The organism is Emticicia sp. C21 (assembly GCF_003418935.1).
GTDB lineage: Bacteria > Bacteroidota > Bacteroidia > Cytophagales > Spirosomataceae > Emticicia.
In genome coordinates this window covers 1,157,511-1,177,155 of the sequence record NZ_QVMT01000001.1, presented here as the reverse complement: position 1 = coordinate 1,177,155, position 19,645 = coordinate 1,157,511, and the positions used below count along the sequence as shown (strand labels likewise).

Below are 19,645 nucleotides of genomic sequence, written 5' to 3'. Positions count from 1 at the left end.
GCCCTTCAACTATATAAAATCTCTTTCTTACTTCACTACTTTCAATGTCCCCTGCATAACCGTATAATGCCCCGGATAGGTACAAACAAAGGTATAGTTGCCCGGTGCAGTTGGTGCTACAAAGTAGATAGACTCCGAAGCTTCCGGTTGCATTAAGGCTGTATGCGCAATTACCTCAGGTAAATTTGGTACATAGGCTTTGCTTTCGCCATCTAAGCCCATTTTAAAGGCTGCTTCGCCCACTTTACCTACGGTGCCCGGTTTTACTACTACAAAGTTATGTAGCATATCATCGTTATTATTAAAAATGATATGGATTTTAGCACCTGCTTTTACCTGAATATTGGCAATATCAAATTTTAAACCCGGCTTCGTACCTACTGAGATAGTCTGGTCGGCTTTTCCGCCCCAGCTTTCCGGCATTTCGGTTACGCGTTTGGCACTTGCTTTCATTTCGGTTTTAGGTGCATTGTTCATCGAGTGACCAGCATGCTCTTCGGCCGCTTTTTTCTCAACAACTGCATATTTCTTCACATCTATTGCAGGAGCTGCATCGTTGATATTATTCAAGGTATAGTACCCGAAATTATGCAGTAACGGACGGTCTTCTGCGCTTCTGATACCCTCTAATTTTAGCTCATGAATATAACCCAAACGCAAAGAATCAATAGCCAGACGAACACTCATGCCATCTTCTGCCACCTGAATAGCCTTGATTTTTAAGGCTTTGGCATTGATAATCGGGCTGCCATAATTGTGATGATATTTATAAGTAAAGCTATTGGCTTTATAAGATTCTATATCTTTAGCAATATCCTTATTAACTGGTTGAGTAAACTCTATCAAAAATCCATCAGGCATCGATTTGATGGTTTTCATTTCAAATGGCGTTCTGCCTGTCCATTCCAGACGTTGTAAACCAAATTCATCTTTCCCTGTAGACGACCATCCACGGCTGGTCATACCCACAAACATCGAGTTATCCAGACCCCATTTCATGCGTAAAATACCCGATTGGAAACCCTCACGGAATGGGAAACAAGCCCCCTGACTTTTGCCTTTTACTTTCTCCAGAAATACACGCATAATCTTGCTATGCCCCTGGTCACCAACAAAAAGCTGTCCCTCAAATGGTCCGAATTTTCCACCTGATAAATCTTCGGCTATATCAGAAGTCGAAATACCCATCAACGTGTGTGGAAACCAGATAGCAGGCACTTTCAGGTTTGGTACTTTAGGCGCAATATCATACATCGGTTCGCCTGTATCCAAGACATTAGAAGCCTTTAATTTCAATGGAGAATCAGGCTCTGATGTCCAGATTAAACCCTCTGGATTTCCGGCAAAATCGCCTTCTTCCAATTGAGTCATCCGTCCTGAACCTACCCAGTCGCCCTGGTTTTCAGTATAATAAATATCACCGTTTTTCAATACGGCAAATCCTGCCGGAGAGCGTAAACCTGTTGCCCAGGGGGTCATTTTCCCATCAGGCGTCAAACGCAACATCCAGCCACGCCATTTTGATAAACTGGCGCCATGACCAATCCAACCCAGGTTCAGCGTTATCAGCATATCGTTGTTGGGCAATAAAACCGGGCCATAAGAGTATTCGTGATAATTACCCGAAAGCGGGAATTTGTAGAACGCCTGATAATCGTCGGCAACACCATTACCATCGGTATCTTTCAGAATTGTTAACTCGCCTCTTTGGGTAGCCCAAAGGTTACCGTTGATATAATTCAAGCCCAATGGCTCGTGTAAACCCGTAGCAAATCTTTTGTAAGTAGGGGTAGTACCATTTTTCATATAAGGATTTGAAACCAGCCATACATCGCCGCGACGGGTACAAACACCCAGGCGACCATCTGGCAAAGTAGCTAATCCGCCCACTTCTAACTGAACACCCTCCGGTATGGGAAGCGTGACAATACGATAAAAATCTTCTTCAACTAAAGGGCGGTTCTGCCCAAATACTCCCGAGACAGTGAATAGGAATAAAATGAATATTTTTTTCATTTCTAATGGTTTGGTTGAATAGTTTTAAGCTTTTGCAAGCTATAATCTTATTAAAAATGATGGTTACCACAAAGTAGTAAAACTAACACTACCCCCCAATGGCAGAATAATTTCCTGTCCGCCTTTAGAGGCGTTTCTTACCACAGGTTTCAATTTCGGGTCTAGCTGAATATAGCTATCATTATCAGAGCTTTCTAATAGGTAGAATCCTTTATTAATCATCGTGATGGTTTTAGCTTCGCCTAATTTTACATAAAGATTGCTGCCACCACTAGCTGTAATGGTTGTAGTAATACCGCCATCTGCCGACGGAACAAGCTTTTGTGTCAGTTCAGCACCTTTGTATTGATATTTGAAACCAGGTAAACCTGCTTCATCTAACGAATATCCTTTGAAAACCAGGTCTTTATATTCATCCAGCGTATCCGGCATATTGGCATTGGCATCTGCCAGAATTGCTACCGTTGGTTTGCCCGAGAAAGTAGTTTTTACTCCTCTTGGTCTTAATAATTGAGGCTCGCCGCGCTGATAGAACATTTCAGTTACATCAGCAAAATCTCCTCTCCAGGCATACAAAGGAGTACCCTGATTTAAATCATAGGTATAATGCGTGCCGGCAGGTGTACCTACTGAAATGACATGTGTACGTTTTTTACCATTAAACATCACAAACGAACGAATCAATTCAACCTGGCTAGTTGGCGTAATATCAATTTCACCAACCGCTTGTGGCGATGGAAGAGACGTTTCGGCATGCAAGGCATAGGGTCTGATTTCCGGTCCTGCGGCAAATAAGCCTAATTCAGCTTTCCACCATACTTTATTGTAGCGTAGTTCAAACGGGTGTTTGCCTTTGGTTAATTGTACATAAGCCGCTCTTGGTTTTCTGTAGCTTTCGCCACTTTCTGTAGGCAATACCTCTTTGCCATCCACTTTCAATGAGCCTTTACCTGCATAATCAGCAATTAATGAATAACTGCCATCTTTCTCTACATCAATATTTCCTCTGAAAATCAATAAGAAACGATTAAAGCCTGCACCGAAATCTTTGGTTAATGCAGTAGCAGTACCTTTGTCGTTAGGTGTATCCTTCTTAGGTGCAAACTGCTGATTCCAGTCCCAGGTTTCGTACATTTCGTAGGTCAGATCGCTTAGTTTTATAGGCTTTTCTTTGCTATATTTCAGATACTGAACATTTCTTACGGCAACAGTGCCGCTTTTATTTTCAAATGCCAGCGGGCCTTCGTTCGTGCCAGTTGTCGGAATCACATAGCCTTGGTGAATCACCACGCCATTCAATGTTACTTTTTCTATGATTAATGAGCCACCGAATGAGGCATCAGAAAAAGTTACTTCTAAACTTTGCCATAAGCCAACAGCTTTACCTGCATTTTGCTCAGGCAATTGCAAAGTGCCGTCTGGTCTGATGATAGCACCTGTTGCACGCGTATTGCTCAACACAATGCCGTGACGACCCTGGATATAAAACACTCCATCGCTATTGTTGCCCAGCAGAAACTCAAATCTTACTTTGGCATCGGCAGTAATGAGTTTTGAAGTGGTTTTGCCGGGGGTGTTTGAGAATAAGAGTTTGTTGCCGGCAGTGAAACCTGCTTTCTTGCCGAATGGATTATCAACACTTTCGGCTGGTTTCCAGTTACCTGAATCCCAATTGTCGGTTGGTAATTGATTAAGCGGAAAATCTTGTGCAAATACTTGAAAACAAAGAAATAATGCCCCAAAAACAGGCAGTAAGCGTAGGTTCATGGTTGAATCTGTTAGAGTTCTGGAAACCGTAAAAGTTAAGGTTTTAGTGCCAAAACATACTGTTTTGAGCAAAACGGGACTAGCTTAAGCAGTTTCTTTCTACAAAACTAGGCGATTAACTGTATTTTTTACAATTAAAATCGAAAAAACTTTTTGATGGTTAACGAAACAGTTTTGTACTTTTGTTGAGAATTAATGAAACCAAAGCATTTTATGTCGAAACCAACTTTATTGATTTTGGCGGCCGGAATGGGTAGCCGCTATGGAGGTATTAAACAATTAGATAAGTTTGGCCCTAATGGCGAAACAATTATCGATTATTCATTAAACGATGCTATCAAAGCCGGATTCGGCAAAATAGTATTCATTATCAGAGAAGAACTCAGAGAAGATTTTCAGGAAATATTCGGGCCTAAATTAGCAGGCAAAATTGATTATGACTTTGCTATTCAGAGCGTACAAAGCTATGTGCCAGCTGAATTAGGCACAATTGAACGTACCAAACCCTGGGGTACAGGCCATGCCGTATTATGTGCGTGGGAGCAAACCAGCACCCCGTTTGCAGTAATCAACGCCGATGATTTTTATGGCTATGAAGGCTTTAAAATTATGGCTGATTTCTTGTCAACTAATACCGACGAAACCTGTCAGGCCATGGTAGGCTACCAGATTAAAAATACATTATCAGAAAACGGTTCGGTATCCAGAGGGGTATGTGAGTTAGATAAAGACGGATTCTTAGAGGTAGTGAATGAACGTACCAAAATTTATCGCCAGCCAAACGGACAAATCGTATTTGAAGAGAGCGATATTCTGACTGAGTTAGAAGATGATACCATTGTATCGATGAATTTCTGGGGTTTTATGCCTAGCGTATTCCCGGTTATCAATGACATGTTTAAGGAATATTCTGCCAAAAATATCAATTCTCCTAAAGCAGAATTTTACATTCCTAACGTGATGACTTACCTTATTCAGAATGGTCTGGGCAAATGCAAAGTATTCTCCAATGCTTCAGAATGGTTTGGTGTAACTTATCCGGAAGATAAACCAACCGTTACCGAAGCTTTGAGGAAACTGCATGAGAGTGGGTTGTATCCGGTTGAGGCTTGATTGTACTTAAGGATATTTGTATAATTTGAATATATCGTCCCTACGGGACTTAATTATGACAGATTAAATTTCAATTGTAGTCCCGTAGGGACGATATATCGGTAGGAAGATTATAGTTTTAAAATTAAGTATCCCGTAGGGATAATATATTTAAAATGACACTATTTGTTCGCCCACAAATTAGAACTGCCATAAATGAAAATCACTTATCGTAAAGCCACCCTTGCCGATATACCCGATTTAGCAAGATTAAGGATTGTATTTTTGAAAGAAGTACAAAGTCCTGAAACGCACCTCGTGAGCGAAGATGGTCTGGATAAAATCTTACAAGACTTCTTTCGGCAATATCTGGCTAACGATGAAATTGTGGTATGGGTAGCAGAAGTTGATAATGAAATCGTGTCAACCAGTGGGCTATGCTTCTCTAAAATCATGCCGGGCTTTACGTTATTAGATGGTCGTGTAGCCTATATCATGAATATTTATACATTACCCGAATGGCGCAAAAAAGGCATCGGCAGACAGGTTTTTCATCATATTCTGGAAGCCGCTAAGGAGCGGAATTATAAACGAGTGCTTTTGCATGCCACTGAGGACGGTAGACCTATTTATGAGAAATTTGGATTTAAGGCTACGAATGATGAGATGGAATTGAGAATTGAGTGATTGAGCCTGCGCGGCCCGGTGTTGAGTGATTATTTTTTGAGCAATTAGCTTTGGGACTTCATAGAAAGAAGATCTAAAATTTTTAACTTGACACTTTATGAGTTTTTTTCTTGAAGACGCTATGGTTGCTTATATGCCCAAAGAAGAGTTTGCTGAATTAATGATGAAGCGAATTAAAACTTTTGCCATAAGATGTATTAAAGTATCAGAATCTCTTCCTAATTCAATAGAGGCCAATGTGTTTAAAACCCAATTAGTCAGGTCATCTTCTTCAACGGCTGCCAATTATAGGGCTGTCAGGAGAGCCCGAAGTCGTAATGAATTTTTCTCAAAGATTTCTATCGTTATTGAAGAATTAGATGAATCTATTTTCTGGTTAGAAATGATTATAGATTTAGGTTACCAAACTCAGGAACGTCTAAATGATTTAATTAAAGAAGGCTATGAACTCCTGTCAATTCTCTCGAAAGCCAGAAAAAACACCAAGCAATAATCACAGCGCAGCTATAATTAATCACTAACTCACTCAATCACTCATTCACTAAATAAATATGCTAATAATCGACGCACACCTCGATATGGCCATGAATGCCATTGAATGGAATAGAGACTACAGAAGATCGGTAGAAGAAATCCGGACGATGGAAAAGGACATGACCGATAAAATTGACCGTGCCAAAGGAGTAGTCTCATTGCCTGACCTGCGTAAAGGCAAGATTGCAGTAGTGGTAGCCACCCAATTAGCCCGATATAGCGAAAGCAATGGTAATATGCCTGGCTCCGGCTGGAACTCTCCGCATCAGGCATGGGCTATGACACAGGCGCAGGTATCATGGTATCAGGCAATGGCAGAGGCCGGTGAAATGGTGCAGATTACAACTACTGCCCAATTAGATAGCCACATTGATTTATGGGAAAATACGACCATTGACGATGCCACTAAGCCCGTAGGTTTTATCCTGAGTCTGGAGGGCGCTGATTCTCTGGTAAATCTATCTTATCTCGAAAAAGCCTATGCTTATGGCCTACGTGCCATTGGCCCTGCACACTATGGCCCCGGACGTTATGCACCCGGCACAGGTATGACAGGCGGGCTCACCAAAGAGGGTAGGGAACTGGTAAAAGAAATGGACAAACTCGGCATGGTGCTGGATGCTACGCACCTGACTGATGAAGGTTTTGATGAAGCCTTAGAGCTTTTCAAAGGACAGGTATGGGCAAGCCATCACAATTGCCGTACACTGGTACCGCACCAACGCCAGTTAAACGATGAGCAAATTAAAAGACTGGTAGAAAGAGATGCCGTGATTGGCGGCTGTCTGGATGTATGGATGCTGAAACCGGGCCTGACACAAAGAAAGATAAACCCACGTGAGATAGGCGCTAATCTGGAAGTATTGATTGACCATTACGACCATATCTGCCAGATGACAGGCAATAGTCTGCACATTGCCATTGGCAGTGATTTGGATGGTACTTTCGGTACCGAGCAGTCACCGTATGACCTGGATACCATCGCCGATTTACAAAAATATCAGCATCTGCTAGTCAAAAGAGGCTATACAAATGCTGATATAGAAAATATTTTTCATAAAAACTGGCTAAGAGTCATGCGTAAGGCATTGGCTTAACCATTGGCAGAAGTTTGAGGGGCTTGCTCTTCAAACTTCTTCAGCTTTCTTCTGGATACAAAAATCCTTTCTCCGGTTGATAAGTAGGCCCAGTTCCCATCGGGATTCTTTTCAAATTTGGTCAGATACTTCAGGTTTAGTAAGGTTCCTCTGTGAACACGCGAGAAATCGCCCATATCTGTCAATTGTTGCTCATAGATTTTCATCGTATGAGACGACATAAACTGCTTTCCGTTGCTCAGATAAAATCTGGTGTAGTTTTCAAAACTCTTCAGGTAGACTACCTCGTCGGCAGGGATACATTTTTTCTTGTGGTCAAACCATAACAGGTTAGCTTCTTTAAATAATTCGGTTCTAGTTTTCATGATTCAAAAGGGATTTTAAAGGCGTATATATTCAACTTATTGGTTTGTGTGGACTCCTTTGACTAAGAAGACAAAATTCGCTTATTAAACATTGTCTGTCAATCACGGTAAACCGTGATTTATTACTACAGGTTTATCTGTAGATGACCCTTGAAGGGGTGGGCATATCAGCAAAGCCAATATGCCCCTTGTGTATAATTCAAATAATAGAATGATTAATTACAAAAAGGATTAGATTTAACAGATACTTTTCCACCAACAGCGGGCGAAAACTTAGTGCCTGATCTGAGTGATACTTTTTTGGCCTGAAAAAATTGCTGAGCTGTACCATTTACTGTCAGATTGGCATTTCCATCCGATACAAAAACCCGATCTCTGGCCAAGGTATAACCCTTACCACTTGAAATGGTAACATTGCCAAAGACTGGTGTATAGAGCACATCATGTAAAGTAAAGGTTTTCAGGTCGTTATTGGTTGTCAGAAATGTTCGCATTCTATCGCCCTGTCCGGCCGTAAAAGTATCGTTACAAGCCGCATTGCCATAGCCCATTACATTGTTGGTCAAGGGAGAATAAAAAGCATTACACGCATCTTTTCCTGTGCCTGTATAAACGCAGGCTGCATTTACACCGCCATTATCATCGGCAGGTGTATCGCACAATACGTCTCCGGCGGTTGTACAGTTCTGGCAATTGCCCGCACGGGCGACGTTCTCTTTGTTGGTAGGGTTGCCGTTGTTATCTAACCAAGGCTCAAAAGTGTGGTATAAGCCTAAGCAATGACCCATTTCATGTGCTAAAATCACATCTTCAAACAGATTCCCGACGATACTCAGAAAAGTATTCGGAATATTATAGGCATAGCCTGAATAACCGGGCAAAGTTCTGTGAACGAAAATATTCAGAAATCCAGGTTCTATATAGGGTGTCAGCTCACTTTCCTCAGTATCCACGTTCTGGTTATTAAGGTCAGTATTATTTATCTGTTTGATACCTCCTAACAGAAAACAGATATTATGCGCCTGAAAAACGTTTGTCATCACCTGCATATAATCATTAATGTGCGCATCTGTATCCGATCTGTTGGTACCGTTATCATCAGCAAAAATGGTCACATAAACTTTTACTGTATAGGGCGTATTAATGGCATTTGTCAATTTGAGGCTATCCATCGTTTGTTTTGAAAAAATAATGGGCTTGCCCTTACCGACTGTACCACATATCTTGTTTTGTGCCTGCGAAACTATACTTGCAAACAGTATAAAGAAGAATAGGAGTGTTTTCATAGCCGTATCAGTTTTGGGATTTAGTAGCGAGTAAGGCTTTCTTTAGCTGTGCGTTTTCTTCTTCTACTTTTTGCAATCTTTTATTGATTTCTATTAAGTAGAGCGTCAGTTCCTCTATTTTTTCCATTTGCAGTTTACTCATATTACCCACTGCCAATGATTTGTTTTCAATTTCTTCTGCTTTCGGGATATTAGGCAAATGTCCGTTGGCCTGAATAAAGTTTTCTACTTCATGTAAGGGTTTCAGGCGATAATCAGACTTGAAAACATAGTCAGGCCAGGGAGTAACCAGTACCTCCAGTTCGGTGCAGATAACCTTGCCATCTACACTCATTTTATACCCTGCCGGAATGGTTGACCCACCAAACTGAAAACGCTCGTCGGCGGTGATAGTAAGGGCAGGCTGGCCGTTATTCACAAATAAAGCCAATGGGTGATTAGAGAATGTCCCCAACCATCCCATGTTATAGCCTATATAAGTACCTACCTGAACACCTACATTATTGGCATGAACAATACCCGAGTTGTTTCCGGTGGTATTTACCTGTAATTTATGGGCAGGTACTGCTGTACCAATGCCCACATTGCCTAAGCCAGCCAAATCATTAAGAAGTACATGCGCATTGGCTTTCCCTCCTCTGATAAAGGTATTCTCTTCTGTACTATAATTGAAATGAGAGGTATGTGTGGTACCATAAAAGGCGGCTGTACCATTTACCCCTGTTCCCCGAGTTACTTCCAATGACCCCTGCGGATTATTCTTACCGATACCGACATTTCCGGCACCTGTTATTCTGACTTTTTCTGTAAAAGACGCACTTCTGCCTGTGCCAAATACAATATTATCGGTATTGGTTGGTACATAAAACTGAAAAGCTGCCCCCTGCACACCAATGCCATAATGATTATCGGTAGTAGCAATATTGCCCCCCCAGAACGAAATCTTATCTCCCACCGCATTCGGGAATGTCAGAGGGTGTTTAGGTGTCATAGTTCCGATACCCATTTTGGTATTTACCAGGTCAAATCCGAATTTCCAGCTGGATACTGTTCCCATGCCAAATAGGCCATAGATGTCGTTGTTATACATCCCTACAAAAGCACCCTCGGTATTATCGGTTTTATTATACCATATCCCGGCGCTTTCGCCACTGAAATGTTTGATTCTTGCCCGACCTTTCACATCCAGCCAATAAGACGGAATATCAGCGCCTATCCCAATTTTGCCATCAGTATTAAGAATAAACTGCTGACCGACACTATTAGTACCAAATCTTAGGGCGTGATTGGTGTAGGTCTGAATATACGCTAAACTGTTATTGACAAAAGTACCTAACTTAACTGTACCGCTGCCATCTGTCTGCTCAAAGCCCCGTCCTGTTTTTGTAATGAAAGTGTTAGGTTGAAGTCCATAAGCATCGGGTCTGATTTCTACCGATTGCCCTAAAGCCGATGCGGATACAAAGAGTAATAATAAAAGTTTTTTCATGGTTTATATAAATTAAGAGATATTTGAAAAGGTTGAGAAAATTCCGGGGATTAATTACAATAAGGATTGGATTTGACTGATACTTTACCACCAGCAGCAGGTGAGAACTTAGTCCCTGATTTGAGGGATACTTTTTTAGCCTGAAAAAACTGCTGAGCCGTGCCATTGACAGTCAGATTGGCATTTCCCTCCGATACATAGACCATTTCGCGGGCTAAAGTATAACTTGTGCCACTCGAAACCGTATAATTGCCGAAAACCGGTGTATAAAGAATATCATGCGCTACCAGAGGGCTTAATGAATTATCGGTAGTCAAAAAGGCATGCATCCGGTCGCGTTGGTCAGTAGTAAAGACACTTCTGCATGGTCGGTGTCCATAGCCCATCATATTAATGGTCATGGGCGCATAGCTTACATTACAGGCGTCTGTGCCGCCACCAATATAATTACAGTTAATGTCTACGCCTCCATCATCGTCGGCAGGGGTATCGCATAGTACATCTCCGGCTGTGCTACAGTTTAAACAATTACCCGAACGGTCAACGTTCTCCGGATTTGTGCCTTGCCATGTCTCAAATGTATGATAAAGCCCAAGGCAATGTCCCATTTCATGCCCTAGCGTAGACGTATTGTCGAGGCTGGCAATGGCTCCACCTGATAGGCTCAGATATGTATTCGGAATACCATAAGCTGTACCATTAAGGCCGGGTAGTGAACGATGAATGAATATGTTTAAAAATCCACTTACTCTGTAAGGAAGCACTTCTGCGGCTTCATCTGCTTTCACATGGTCGTTCAGGTCAGAGTTGTTTACCTGTCTGATACCCCCCAGAATGAAGCAGATATTCTGTGGTTGATACTGATTGACCATATTCTGCACCTGTCTTAAAATATCCGCATCGGTAGCCCCTCTGTTGGTACCATTATCATCGGCAAAAACAGTGACAAAAATCTTTACGGTATAAGGTGCATTAATGGCATTGGTTAATTTTAAACTATCTTTTTGTTTCTGGCTAAAAATAATAGGCTTACCTGTAGCATGCATATCACACTCAATAGTCTGGGCACTTACATGGGTATAAACCAATGTTAATAGTAGCAATAGGAGTTTTTTCATGGGTTGATTAGTGCTGAGATTTAGTAGCGATTAATTCTTGTTTCAGTAATTTGTTTTCTTCTTCTACTTTTTTCAACCTCTTATTTGTTTCTGTGAGGGTTTTATTCATTTCTATCATGTATAGTGTCAGTTCTTCTATTTTCTCCATTTGCAGCTTACTCATATGCCCCAGGGATACTCCTTTGGTTTCCATATCTTCTGCTTTTGGAATATTGGGCAGATGCCCGTTGGCTTGTATGAAATTTTCTACTTCATGTAAGGGTTTTAGTTGATAACCAGATTTGAATACATAATCAGGCCATGATGAGGTAGGCAGTGTAGTTATATCAGTGCAGATAATCTTACCATCAACACTCATTTTATATCCTGTAGGCGTACCGGCAGCACCAAACTGAAATCGCTGGTCGGTGCTGATTGTTAAAGCAGGATAGCTATTTACTGTTAAAGCCAATGGGTAATTATTAAAAGTTCCGAAATAACCTTGGTGAAAGCCGGCATAAGTGCCCATCTTTAAACCTGCTTCATTTGTATGCAGAAGCCCATAAAAATCATTGACGGTATGTACATGTAATTTGGTATTGGAACTAGGCCTATCGGTACCAATACCCACATTGCCCAAACCAAATACATCATTAATAATGACGTTTGAATTAGCCTTTCCGCCCCTGATATACGTATTTTCGTCGGTACTATAATTGAAATGTGAAGTGTGCGTAGTGCCAAAAAAGGCGGCTGTACCATTTATTCCTTCTCCTCTGGCTACCTCTAAAGTACTCTGTGGGTTAGATCTGCGAATCCCTATATTGCCTGTACCGGTTATACGCATGTTTTCAGTAAAAGCGCCGCTTCTGCCTGTGCCAAAAACAATATTGTCGTTGGTAGTTGGTACATGAAACTGGAATGCAGACGATTGCACACCAATGCCATAATTGTTGTCAGTAACGGCGTTAGTACCACCCCAGAATGAAATTTTCTGCCCTATAGTACTCGGAAATGTCAAAGGGTGTTTGGGTGTCATGGTGCCTATACCCATTTTGGTATTCACCAGGTCAAAACCGAATTTCCAGAGTAAATCTGAACCCATACCAGACAAACCGTACATTTCATCGTTATACATACCTGCAAAAACCCCCACTGAATTATTAGACTTATTATACCAGATACCTGCTGTTTCATTGACTGATGGAGATGCTGAGGTATAATGCTTTATTCTTGCCCGTCCGTTTACGTCTAACCAGTAAGCAGGCAGATCGGGACCGATACCTACTCTTCCGTTAGTATTAATAACAAACTGCCTGTTACCATCATTGGTAGCAAATCCTAAGGGGTGATTAGAATGTGTCTGAATGAATGCACCATAGGCACTATTTACATAAGTACCTATTCTGATGGTACCATCGGTATGTTCAAAACCTATCCCCACTTTTTTTATAATAGCATTTGAAGACCCAGAGGAGTTATTTGGAGCTATCTCTACTGATTGCCCCAAAGCTGATGCTGATATGAAGATAAATAATAGGAGTTTTTTCATGGCTGACCAGTAAATAATAGTAGACAAAATTGGTTTAGCAAAACTCCGATATTATCCCATAGCAGTCAATTACGGAAAACCGTTATTTAACTCACGGAAAACCGTGAATTTTAAGTAAAGCCTCTTGTTTTTTAGAAGAATCAGTTAATTTTATGGAGGATTAAGGTTTAAAATAAGCACTCTTTAAATATATCCATTTCCGTAGAGACGACTTGTAGGCGTCTCCTTGGGACGATGAGAATAAGAAAATTTTCTATTCTTTTTATCTTCCTGACATAGCATTCTGGGATTGCATAGACTCTGGAGACGCCTACAAGTCGTCTCTACAATAATGGATTTAGAACTACCACCATTTAGATGAAATACAGCTATAGTTTCTTCTTGTGTTTTCTATTATTACCTGTTCTGTCGGCTTATGCACAGAACACAAAACTTCATATCCCTAAATTTCTACCCAGCCGAAACGGAGAAAAACACTATGAAGATAGCCTAAAAGTAGTGGGTAAGTTGCTGGAAAAAGAACTAGCCAGCAAACCACAGACACCGGCGTACGATTCCTTACGCATTGCCCTATTTACCATGATGAGCGAAGTCTATGTAGATGCCAACCGTTTTAATCTGGATACGGCTGCTATCTATGCCGACCAACTGTACAGGTACGCAAAAAAATATAATAAAAAGCGATTGATGATGGATGCCCTTTTCAGAAAAGAACTCAGGCATAATCGCTTACACGAGTATTCAGAGTCGCTGAAATTGTGTTTTGAAGCCATTGATTTATGCGAACAACTAGGAAAAGATTGTGGGCAACGGTGGAAAATTGAACAGATAATGGGCAATATCTTTCTGTATTCCGGCGATTATCCCAACGCCGAAAAGTATATTCTGCAATCGCTGAATAGTATTAATGACCCTGCCAGCAATGTAAAAACCATGCTTGTGATTAACAAGGGTAATCTGCAAGGCACTTTAGCCAAAATTTACAATAGATGGAAAAAGATACCCGAAGCCGAAAACTCCTATCTTTTGCAATTGGAAATGATGAAGAAAACCAAATGGGATATTGCCATTGCCAATGCCAATGAAGAACTGGGAGATTTCTACAATGCCAACGGAAACGCCAATAAGTCACTACCTTATTATGATGAAGCTTTGAAAATAAATTTTGCTAATGCGAATGAAGAAGGTATAGCAACGGTGTATAATAGCATTGCCTGGGCAAACCTTAATCTGAATGATAACCGGAAAGCCTTAGAATTTGCTGATAAATCTTTGGCGTATTCAATAAAAAATAAGTTGATTTTGTTACAGCCCTTTACTTATGATATTATTTATAAAGCTCATAGGGCTATGGGCAATGAACTGGAGGCATTAAGGGCCAGCCAGAAATACTGGAGATTAAAAGATAGCAACGATATAAAAAAGAGGATTATTGATCTGGGCGATGTGAGACGTTTGTACGAATTGAATCAGGCAAAAATTCAACGGGATAAAGAAAAGATTATTGAAGAGTACCGAGTAAATGCGATTCAGAAGCAATATGAACTGGCAAGCCTGAAAAGTGAAAAATTGATGCAGGAATACCGATTGACAGCCATCAGCGAAGAACTGGAAAAAGAAGAGGCGCTGGCCACTGCACAACAATTGAAGATTCAGTCTGAAAGGCAAACGCATGAACAGGAAAAACTACACAAACAAATAAAACTCAACGAACTGGGTAACAAGCTGACACTTGAAGAACAAAGACGGACATCGTTATGGTTGATTATGGGGCTGATATCCATATTAGGCATTTCGGCCATTATCTATAGTCTGGTGTTGCAGAAAAAAAACAGGCAATTAAGGGCAAAAAACCGCGAAATACAGGAAGCATTACTCAAAGGACAAACCATTGAACGAAAACGTGTAGCTTCCGAATTGCATGACAATGTCGGCTCATTGCTCTCCGCTGTAAGAGTCAGTTTATTAACCTTAAACAGCGAAAAACTGCCTAATCAGGATAAAAAAGTTTACGGGCAACTCCAACAGATGGTAGAAGATGCCTGCCGGGAGGTACGATTGATTTCTCATAATCTATTACCGGAAGAACTGGAGAAATTCGGACTCGAAAAGGCTCTCGAGAAAATGATAGAAAGATTGAATTTTTCGACAAAAATAGAGTTTACCTTAAATACCAAAGGCTTAAAAGATATTTCGTTAGACAAAACCGTAAGCTTTCACCTTTATTCTATCTGTTTAGAACTCATCAATAATATACTGAAACACGCTGAAGCTACCGATGGGGTTATTACCTTTCGTCAGAATAATAATACACTGGAACTATTTGTCCGTGACAATGGCAAAGGCATAGAATACAGCGTAACCGAGGCACAATTGAAAGGGAAAGGACTAACCATTATTGAAGAAAGGGTAGAAGCTATGGGCGGGTTCATAGATATTTCGTCTAATGCAGGCAACGGCACTGTCACTCATATCAGTATACCAATTAATCAACCAGTTTATAGCGCATCGCAAACTTGATAAGACCCACTACATTTTTGGCGTCCAGCTTTTTTATCAGGCTTTTTCTATGAGACTCTATCGTATTTACACTAACAAATAGTTTCTCGGCTATCTCGTTGGTAGAATATTCCTGTGCAATGAGTTTCAATACATCAATTTCGCGGTTAGATAATTGCGAAAGCTCGTTACCCGGAAGCCCATTATGGTTTTTTTCACTTGTAATCAGTTTTAAAACTTTCTCGCTATAATAAGGTAGACCCTGATAAAGCTTTTGTATCGCCTCTTCCAGTTCGGCTTTGTCGGTATCTTTCAATAAATAACCCGATGCACCTGCCGCCACCGCTTGTCTGATTTTGTAGGGTTCATCGTCAATAGTAAGAATCAATACCCTGATTTGCGGATATTGTTCATGCAATTTAGCCGTCAGTTCCAGACCATTCATTTCAGGCATTTGCAGATCTGAAATTACCACATCAGCCTCATTTTCTGTTAAATACCCCAGAACTTCTGATGCCCTCCTGAATACATTAATCTGCTGTACTCCCTTCATTTGTATGAGCAGAGAATAAAGTGATTGTCCGAAAAGGTAATGATCATCTAGCAGAATCAGGCGCATTGATGTTTTTTAAAAAGCAAAGGTATAATCAGAAGCAAGTTAGGTTTTTTTTCGTCTTGCTGAAAAAAAAATTAAAAATACACCTGGTAACAGAGTACAGGGTACACTATTAAAGAAAATACCTCTATATTTGGTGAAAATATAACAGGAAAACTATGGTAAAATGGGTAAAAGTTTTTGAGACTCCCAATGTTTTTAAAGCAGAACTTCTCAAGAATGAATTGCTGACCCACGAAGTGATGGCTGTAGTTTTAAATAAAAAAGACCGCAATTATCTTTGGGGATGGTGCGAAATACAAGTGCCGGATCACCAGGAAGATATTGCCAAAGTGATTATTGATATATTTAACCAAAATGACACAGAAACTAAACCAACTCTCTAACCTTACCCAACGAATCATTGCTGCTGTTATCGGAGTAACTATTATCCTGACCGCTGTGCTCTACAATGAATGGACATTCTGGATTTTGTTTCTGGCCATCAGCGTACTCACCCAGCGGGAGTTTTATAAGCTATTAAAATTAGACGCCAATCTGCCCCTGACTTTCTACGGAACATTCTGCGGTATCGTGCTGAATGCCCTTACTTTCTTTATTGAGAAAGACATGATTCCGTTTAAGTTTTACTATATAATTGTGCCTCTGCTTACTACGACTTTCTTTATAAAATTGTATAAAAAGAGAGATTCAAAGCCCTTTGCCAACCTTGGGTACACTTTTTTAGGGATTACTTATGTGGCAGTACCCTTTGCCTTAATCAACGAACTGGTGCTGACTGATAGAGGCTATGAGCCTAAATTATTACTGGGTTGTTTGTTTATTTTATGGGCCAATGATACAGGCGCCTATTTTGCCGGAAGATTCCTGGGCAAACGCAAATTATTTGAGCGTGTATCACCTAAAAAGACCTGGGAGGGCTTCTTTGGAGGGGCAATATTGGGTTTGTTTATAGCGTTTATATTAACACGGTACTTCGATTGTATCTTGCCCTGGCAATGGTACGGAATCGCTGCCATTATTTCTGTTACAGGCACCCTCGGAGATTTGGTAGAATCATTATTTAAGCGTAGTATTGCTATCAAAGATTCAGGAAGTATGATTCCGGGGCATGGTGGATTTCTGGACAGATTCGATGGACTCTTACTTTCAATGCCTTTTATCGTTACGTTCTTAAAGATTTTTGCTTAATCTTTTTTGAACCTATCCGACTGAAAAAAATGTTTTAAACTCTGTATGATTGTACCCTTATTGACTATACTATGAAAAGAAATCTTACATATCTGTTTATATTTATTTGCCTGATAACGAGCCAGTTAGTGCATGCTCAGGGCGAAATAAAAAATGTTACCTTTTCGGGTGTAGTCATTGACGGACAAACCAAAGAACCCCTACCAGGAGCCTATATTACCCTCCCACAAGCAGGTAGAGGTACCTTATCGAATAACAGAGGTTATTTTGCTTTATCAGTATTTCCGGGTGATACAGTGGTGTTCAGCTACCTGGGTTTCAAAAAGCAATTCCATGTGATTCCGAAGAAGACAGATATTGATTATTCGGTATTCGTAGAGCTACAGGTAGACTCTAAATTGTTAAAAGAAGTTAAAGTTTATCCGTTCAGCACCGAAGAAGAATTCAAGCAGGCATTGGTAGATATGAAGCTACCGGACGAGCGTGAAAGACAGATTCTGCGTGAAACTTATAGTGCTGAAAATATAGCCAAAATGGCCGCCGTGCATGGGATGACTTCTTACGATAACTTCAAATATGGACAAAACCAGTTTATCAAACAGATAGAGAGCAGAGGACAGCTGACAACCAACCCGTTATTGAACCCATTCTCATGGGCCAATTTCGTGAAATCAATTAAAAGCGGGGCATGGAAAGATAAATCATGGAAAGCAGGTGCCGAAGCTGCCCCAAGCGATAACGTAACCAGAGACCAGTATTTCAGAGATAATCTGAAGAAGAATAATTAAATAAGGGAGATATAATTATCTGATATTGTGGTAGGGACAGGGCAATGCCCTGTCTCTACTCATTTACTCATCGGACGGGGGTTCAAAATTTTGAACCCCTACTTATATATACCAACCGTTATTCGAATATCACTTTCCTTTACAATAATTGTACTTTAAAAAGAAAAGATACGCACTATCATAGATTTCTTCCCAACTTATCCGATTTTTCTATAACTTTGTTCTCCGATACTGTACTTGAATTGATGGCTACAAAATAGCAGACAAGACAGATTTATTCATATTTATCGGAACATATACAATCTTCTCTCAATGACTCATATTCCTTCTGACGCCATTTTACTCCTTGAAGATGGTACTTTTTTCAAAGGTAAAGCTCTAGGTAAAATTGGTACTTCGGCTGGCGAAATCTGTTTCAATACCGGTATGACCGGCTATCAGGAAATTTATACCGACCCGTCTTATTTTGGCCAAATCGTTGTTAACACTACTTCGCACATTGGTAACTATGGCGTAGTATTAGACGAAGAGGAAGAATCCAAGAGTGTGACAATCAGTGGTATGGTTTGTAATGCTTTTGCCAACCATTATTACTCACGCACAACGGCCGATTTTTCTTTGCAGGAATATTTTGAACGCGCAGGTATTGTAGGCATCTGCGATGTAGATACACGCCAGGTTGTGCGCCATATCCGCGATAAGGGGGTTATGAACTGTATTATCTCTTCTGAGATTCTTGATCCGGAAGATTTAATGGTAGAATTAAAAAAATGTCCGTCGATGGAAGGTCTTGAACTTTCGTCGGTAGTAAGTACACCTGAGCCTTATACGCTTGGTTCGGAAGATGCAAAATATAAAGTAGCCGTACTAGACTTTGGTGTAAAGAAAAGTATCCTGAATAACTTCACGCAAAGAGATTGTTACATCAAGGTCTTCAATGCCAAGTCAAGTCTTGAAGAGATTAAAGAGTTTAACCCCGATGGCTTCTTCTTATCAAATGGCCCCGGCGACCCGTCGGCTATGCCTTATGCAGTTGAGACCATCAAAGAAGTAGTAGAAGAGGGTAAACCGGTATTCGGTATCTGCCTGGGACATCAGCTATTGGCTCTGGCCAGTGGTATTGATACCTACAAAATGAAAAACGGTCACCGTGGCTTGAATCACCCGGTTAAAAACCTGATTACAGGTCTTTGTGAGGTGACTTCTCAGAATCATGGTTTTGCCGTAAAACCGGACGAGGTAAGAAACAATGAAAATATCGAACTGACACACGTGAATCTGAACGATAATACAATTGAGGGTATCCGTCGTAAAGATAAACCGGCTTTCTCGGTTCAGTATCACCCGGAAGCCTCACCAGGCCCTCATGATTCAAGATATTTATTTGATGATTTTGTGAAAATGCTTGATAAATAATACGCTCGGGCGTAGCATTAAAAGCGAAAAGATAAATTGATAGGACGGTTTTTCAAATCGTCCTATATTTGTAAACAGGGGAGACAAACAATTATTTATTGTTTTCGTAGAGACGTGGTGACGACCAACCGAATGCATTGCGTCTTCATTGGT

General features: G+C 40.6%; 17 protein-coding genes. 9 read left to right on the top strand and 8 right to left on the bottom strand.

The annotated features are described in order from the left end of the window. Window positions 1–27: 27 nt before the first annotated feature. Both D0T08_RS04725 and D0T08_RS04720 read right to left on the bottom strand, forming a co-directional pair. Entirely contained in the window at window positions 28–2,016 is a 1,989-nt protein-coding gene (locus D0T08_RS04725) for a plastocyanin/azurin family copper-binding protein (RefSeq protein WP_116981417.1), read from the bottom strand. Window positions 2,017–2,079: 63 nt separating this feature from the next. Then, window positions 2,080–3,783, bottom strand: a complete 1,704-nt coding sequence (locus tag D0T08_RS04720) for a family 16 glycoside hydrolase (RefSeq protein WP_116981416.1) — start codon at window positions 3,781–3,783, stop codon at window positions 2,080–2,082. A 213-nt stretch (window positions 3,784–3,996) separates the two neighbouring features. Between D0T08_RS04720 and D0T08_RS04715 the strand changes: the two genes are divergently transcribed. The 4 genes from D0T08_RS04715 (at window position 3,997) to D0T08_RS04700 (ending at window position 7,193) form a co-directional block, all read left to right on the top strand. Further along, window positions 3,997–4,896 (top strand): NTP transferase domain-containing protein, encoded by a 900-nt coding sequence (locus tag D0T08_RS04715; RefSeq protein ID WP_116981415.1) that lies wholly within the window; start codon window positions 3,997–3,999, stop codon window positions 4,894–4,896. A 195-nt stretch (window positions 4,897–5,091) separates the two neighbouring features. Beyond that, the gene (locus D0T08_RS04710; protein WP_116981414.1) at window positions 5,092–5,562 is read left to right on the top strand and encodes a GNAT family N-acetyltransferase; all 471 of its coding nucleotides are present in this window, start codon (window positions 5,092–5,094) and stop codon (window positions 5,560–5,562) included. Between the two features lie 97 nt (window positions 5,563–5,659). Continuing rightward, the gene (locus D0T08_RS04705) at window positions 5,660–6,055 is read left to right on the top strand and encodes a four helix bundle protein (RefSeq protein WP_116981413.1); all 396 of its coding nucleotides are present in this window, start codon (window positions 5,660–5,662) and stop codon (window positions 6,053–6,055) included. Between the two features lie 58 nt (window positions 6,056–6,113). Continuing rightward, complete coding sequence (locus D0T08_RS04700; protein ID WP_116981412.1) at window positions 6,114–7,193, top strand: dipeptidase; 1,080 nt, start codon at window positions 6,114–6,116, stop codon at window positions 7,191–7,193. Here D0T08_RS04700 and D0T08_RS04695 read toward each other — a convergent pair. From D0T08_RS04695 to D0T08_RS04675, 5 genes are all read right to left on the bottom strand, one after another. Beyond that, window positions 7,190–7,558, bottom strand: coding sequence for a LytTR family DNA-binding domain-containing protein (locus tag D0T08_RS04695; RefSeq protein WP_116981411.1), 369 nt, complete (start codon window positions 7,556–7,558; stop codon window positions 7,190–7,192). The two genes, D0T08_RS04700 and D0T08_RS04695, sit on opposite strands and share 4 nt — an antisense overlap. 215 nt (window positions 7,559–7,773) lie before the next feature. Beyond that, window positions 7,774–8,844 (bottom strand): M43 family zinc metalloprotease, encoded by a 1,071-nt coding sequence (locus D0T08_RS04690; RefSeq protein WP_116981410.1) that lies wholly within the window; start codon window positions 8,842–8,844, stop codon window positions 7,774–7,776. Between the two features lie 7 nt (window positions 8,845–8,851). After that, entirely contained in the window at window positions 8,852–10,333 is a 1,482-nt protein-coding gene (locus D0T08_RS04685) for a hypothetical protein (protein ID WP_116981409.1), read from the bottom strand. Window positions 10,334–10,383: 50 nt separating this feature from the next. Then, window positions 10,384–11,451 carry a M43 family zinc metalloprotease gene (locus D0T08_RS04680; protein WP_116981408.1) on the bottom strand — a complete coding sequence of 356 codons (1,068 nt, stop codon included), beginning with the start codon at window positions 11,449–11,451 and terminating at the stop codon, window positions 10,384–10,386. 7 nt (window positions 11,452–11,458) lie between these two features. Beyond that, entirely contained in the window at window positions 11,459–12,982 is a 1,524-nt protein-coding gene (locus D0T08_RS04675; RefSeq protein ID WP_116981407.1) for a hypothetical protein, read from the bottom strand. 357 nt (window positions 12,983–13,339) lie between these two features. On the opposite strand from D0T08_RS04675, the gene D0T08_RS04670 reads away from it, so the two are divergent. Next, complete coding sequence (locus tag D0T08_RS04670) at window positions 13,340–15,502, top strand: sensor histidine kinase (protein ID WP_116981406.1); 2,163 nt, start codon at window positions 13,340–13,342, stop codon at window positions 15,500–15,502. Here D0T08_RS04670 and D0T08_RS04665 read toward each other — a convergent pair. After that, a complete protein-coding gene (locus tag D0T08_RS04665; protein ID WP_116981405.1) occupies window positions 15,468–16,100 on the bottom strand; it encodes a response regulator transcription factor in 633 nt (210 codons plus the stop codon). The two genes, D0T08_RS04670 and D0T08_RS04665, sit on opposite strands and share 35 nt — an antisense overlap. A 155-nt stretch (window positions 16,101–16,255) precedes the next feature. Here D0T08_RS04665 and D0T08_RS04660 point away from each other — a divergent pair, with 155 nt between their 5' ends. The 4 genes from D0T08_RS04660 to carA all read left to right on the top strand — a co-directional run bounded on the left by D0T08_RS04660 (window position 16,256) and on the right by carA (window position 19,492). Then, window positions 16,256–16,483, top strand: coding sequence for a DUF2007 domain-containing protein (locus D0T08_RS04660; protein WP_116981404.1), 228 nt, complete (start codon window positions 16,256–16,258; stop codon window positions 16,481–16,483). Next, window positions 16,455–17,288, top strand: coding sequence for a phosphatidate cytidylyltransferase (locus D0T08_RS04655; RefSeq protein ID WP_116981403.1), 834 nt, complete (start codon window positions 16,455–16,457; stop codon window positions 17,286–17,288). Before D0T08_RS04660 ends, D0T08_RS04655 begins: the two co-directional genes overlap by 29 nt. 71 nt (window positions 17,289–17,359) lie before the next feature. After that, window positions 17,360–18,076, top strand: coding sequence for a carboxypeptidase-like regulatory domain-containing protein (locus tag D0T08_RS04650; RefSeq protein WP_116981402.1), 717 nt, complete (start codon window positions 17,360–17,362; stop codon window positions 18,074–18,076). Window positions 18,077–18,388: 312 nt separating this feature from the next. Beyond that, window positions 18,389–19,492: a glutamine-hydrolyzing carbamoyl-phosphate synthase small subunit gene (gene carA, locus D0T08_RS04645; RefSeq protein ID WP_116981401.1), complete on the top strand. Its 1,104-nt coding sequence runs from the start codon at window positions 18,389–18,391 to the stop codon at window positions 19,490–19,492. Window positions 19,493–19,645 lie beyond the last annotated feature (153 nt).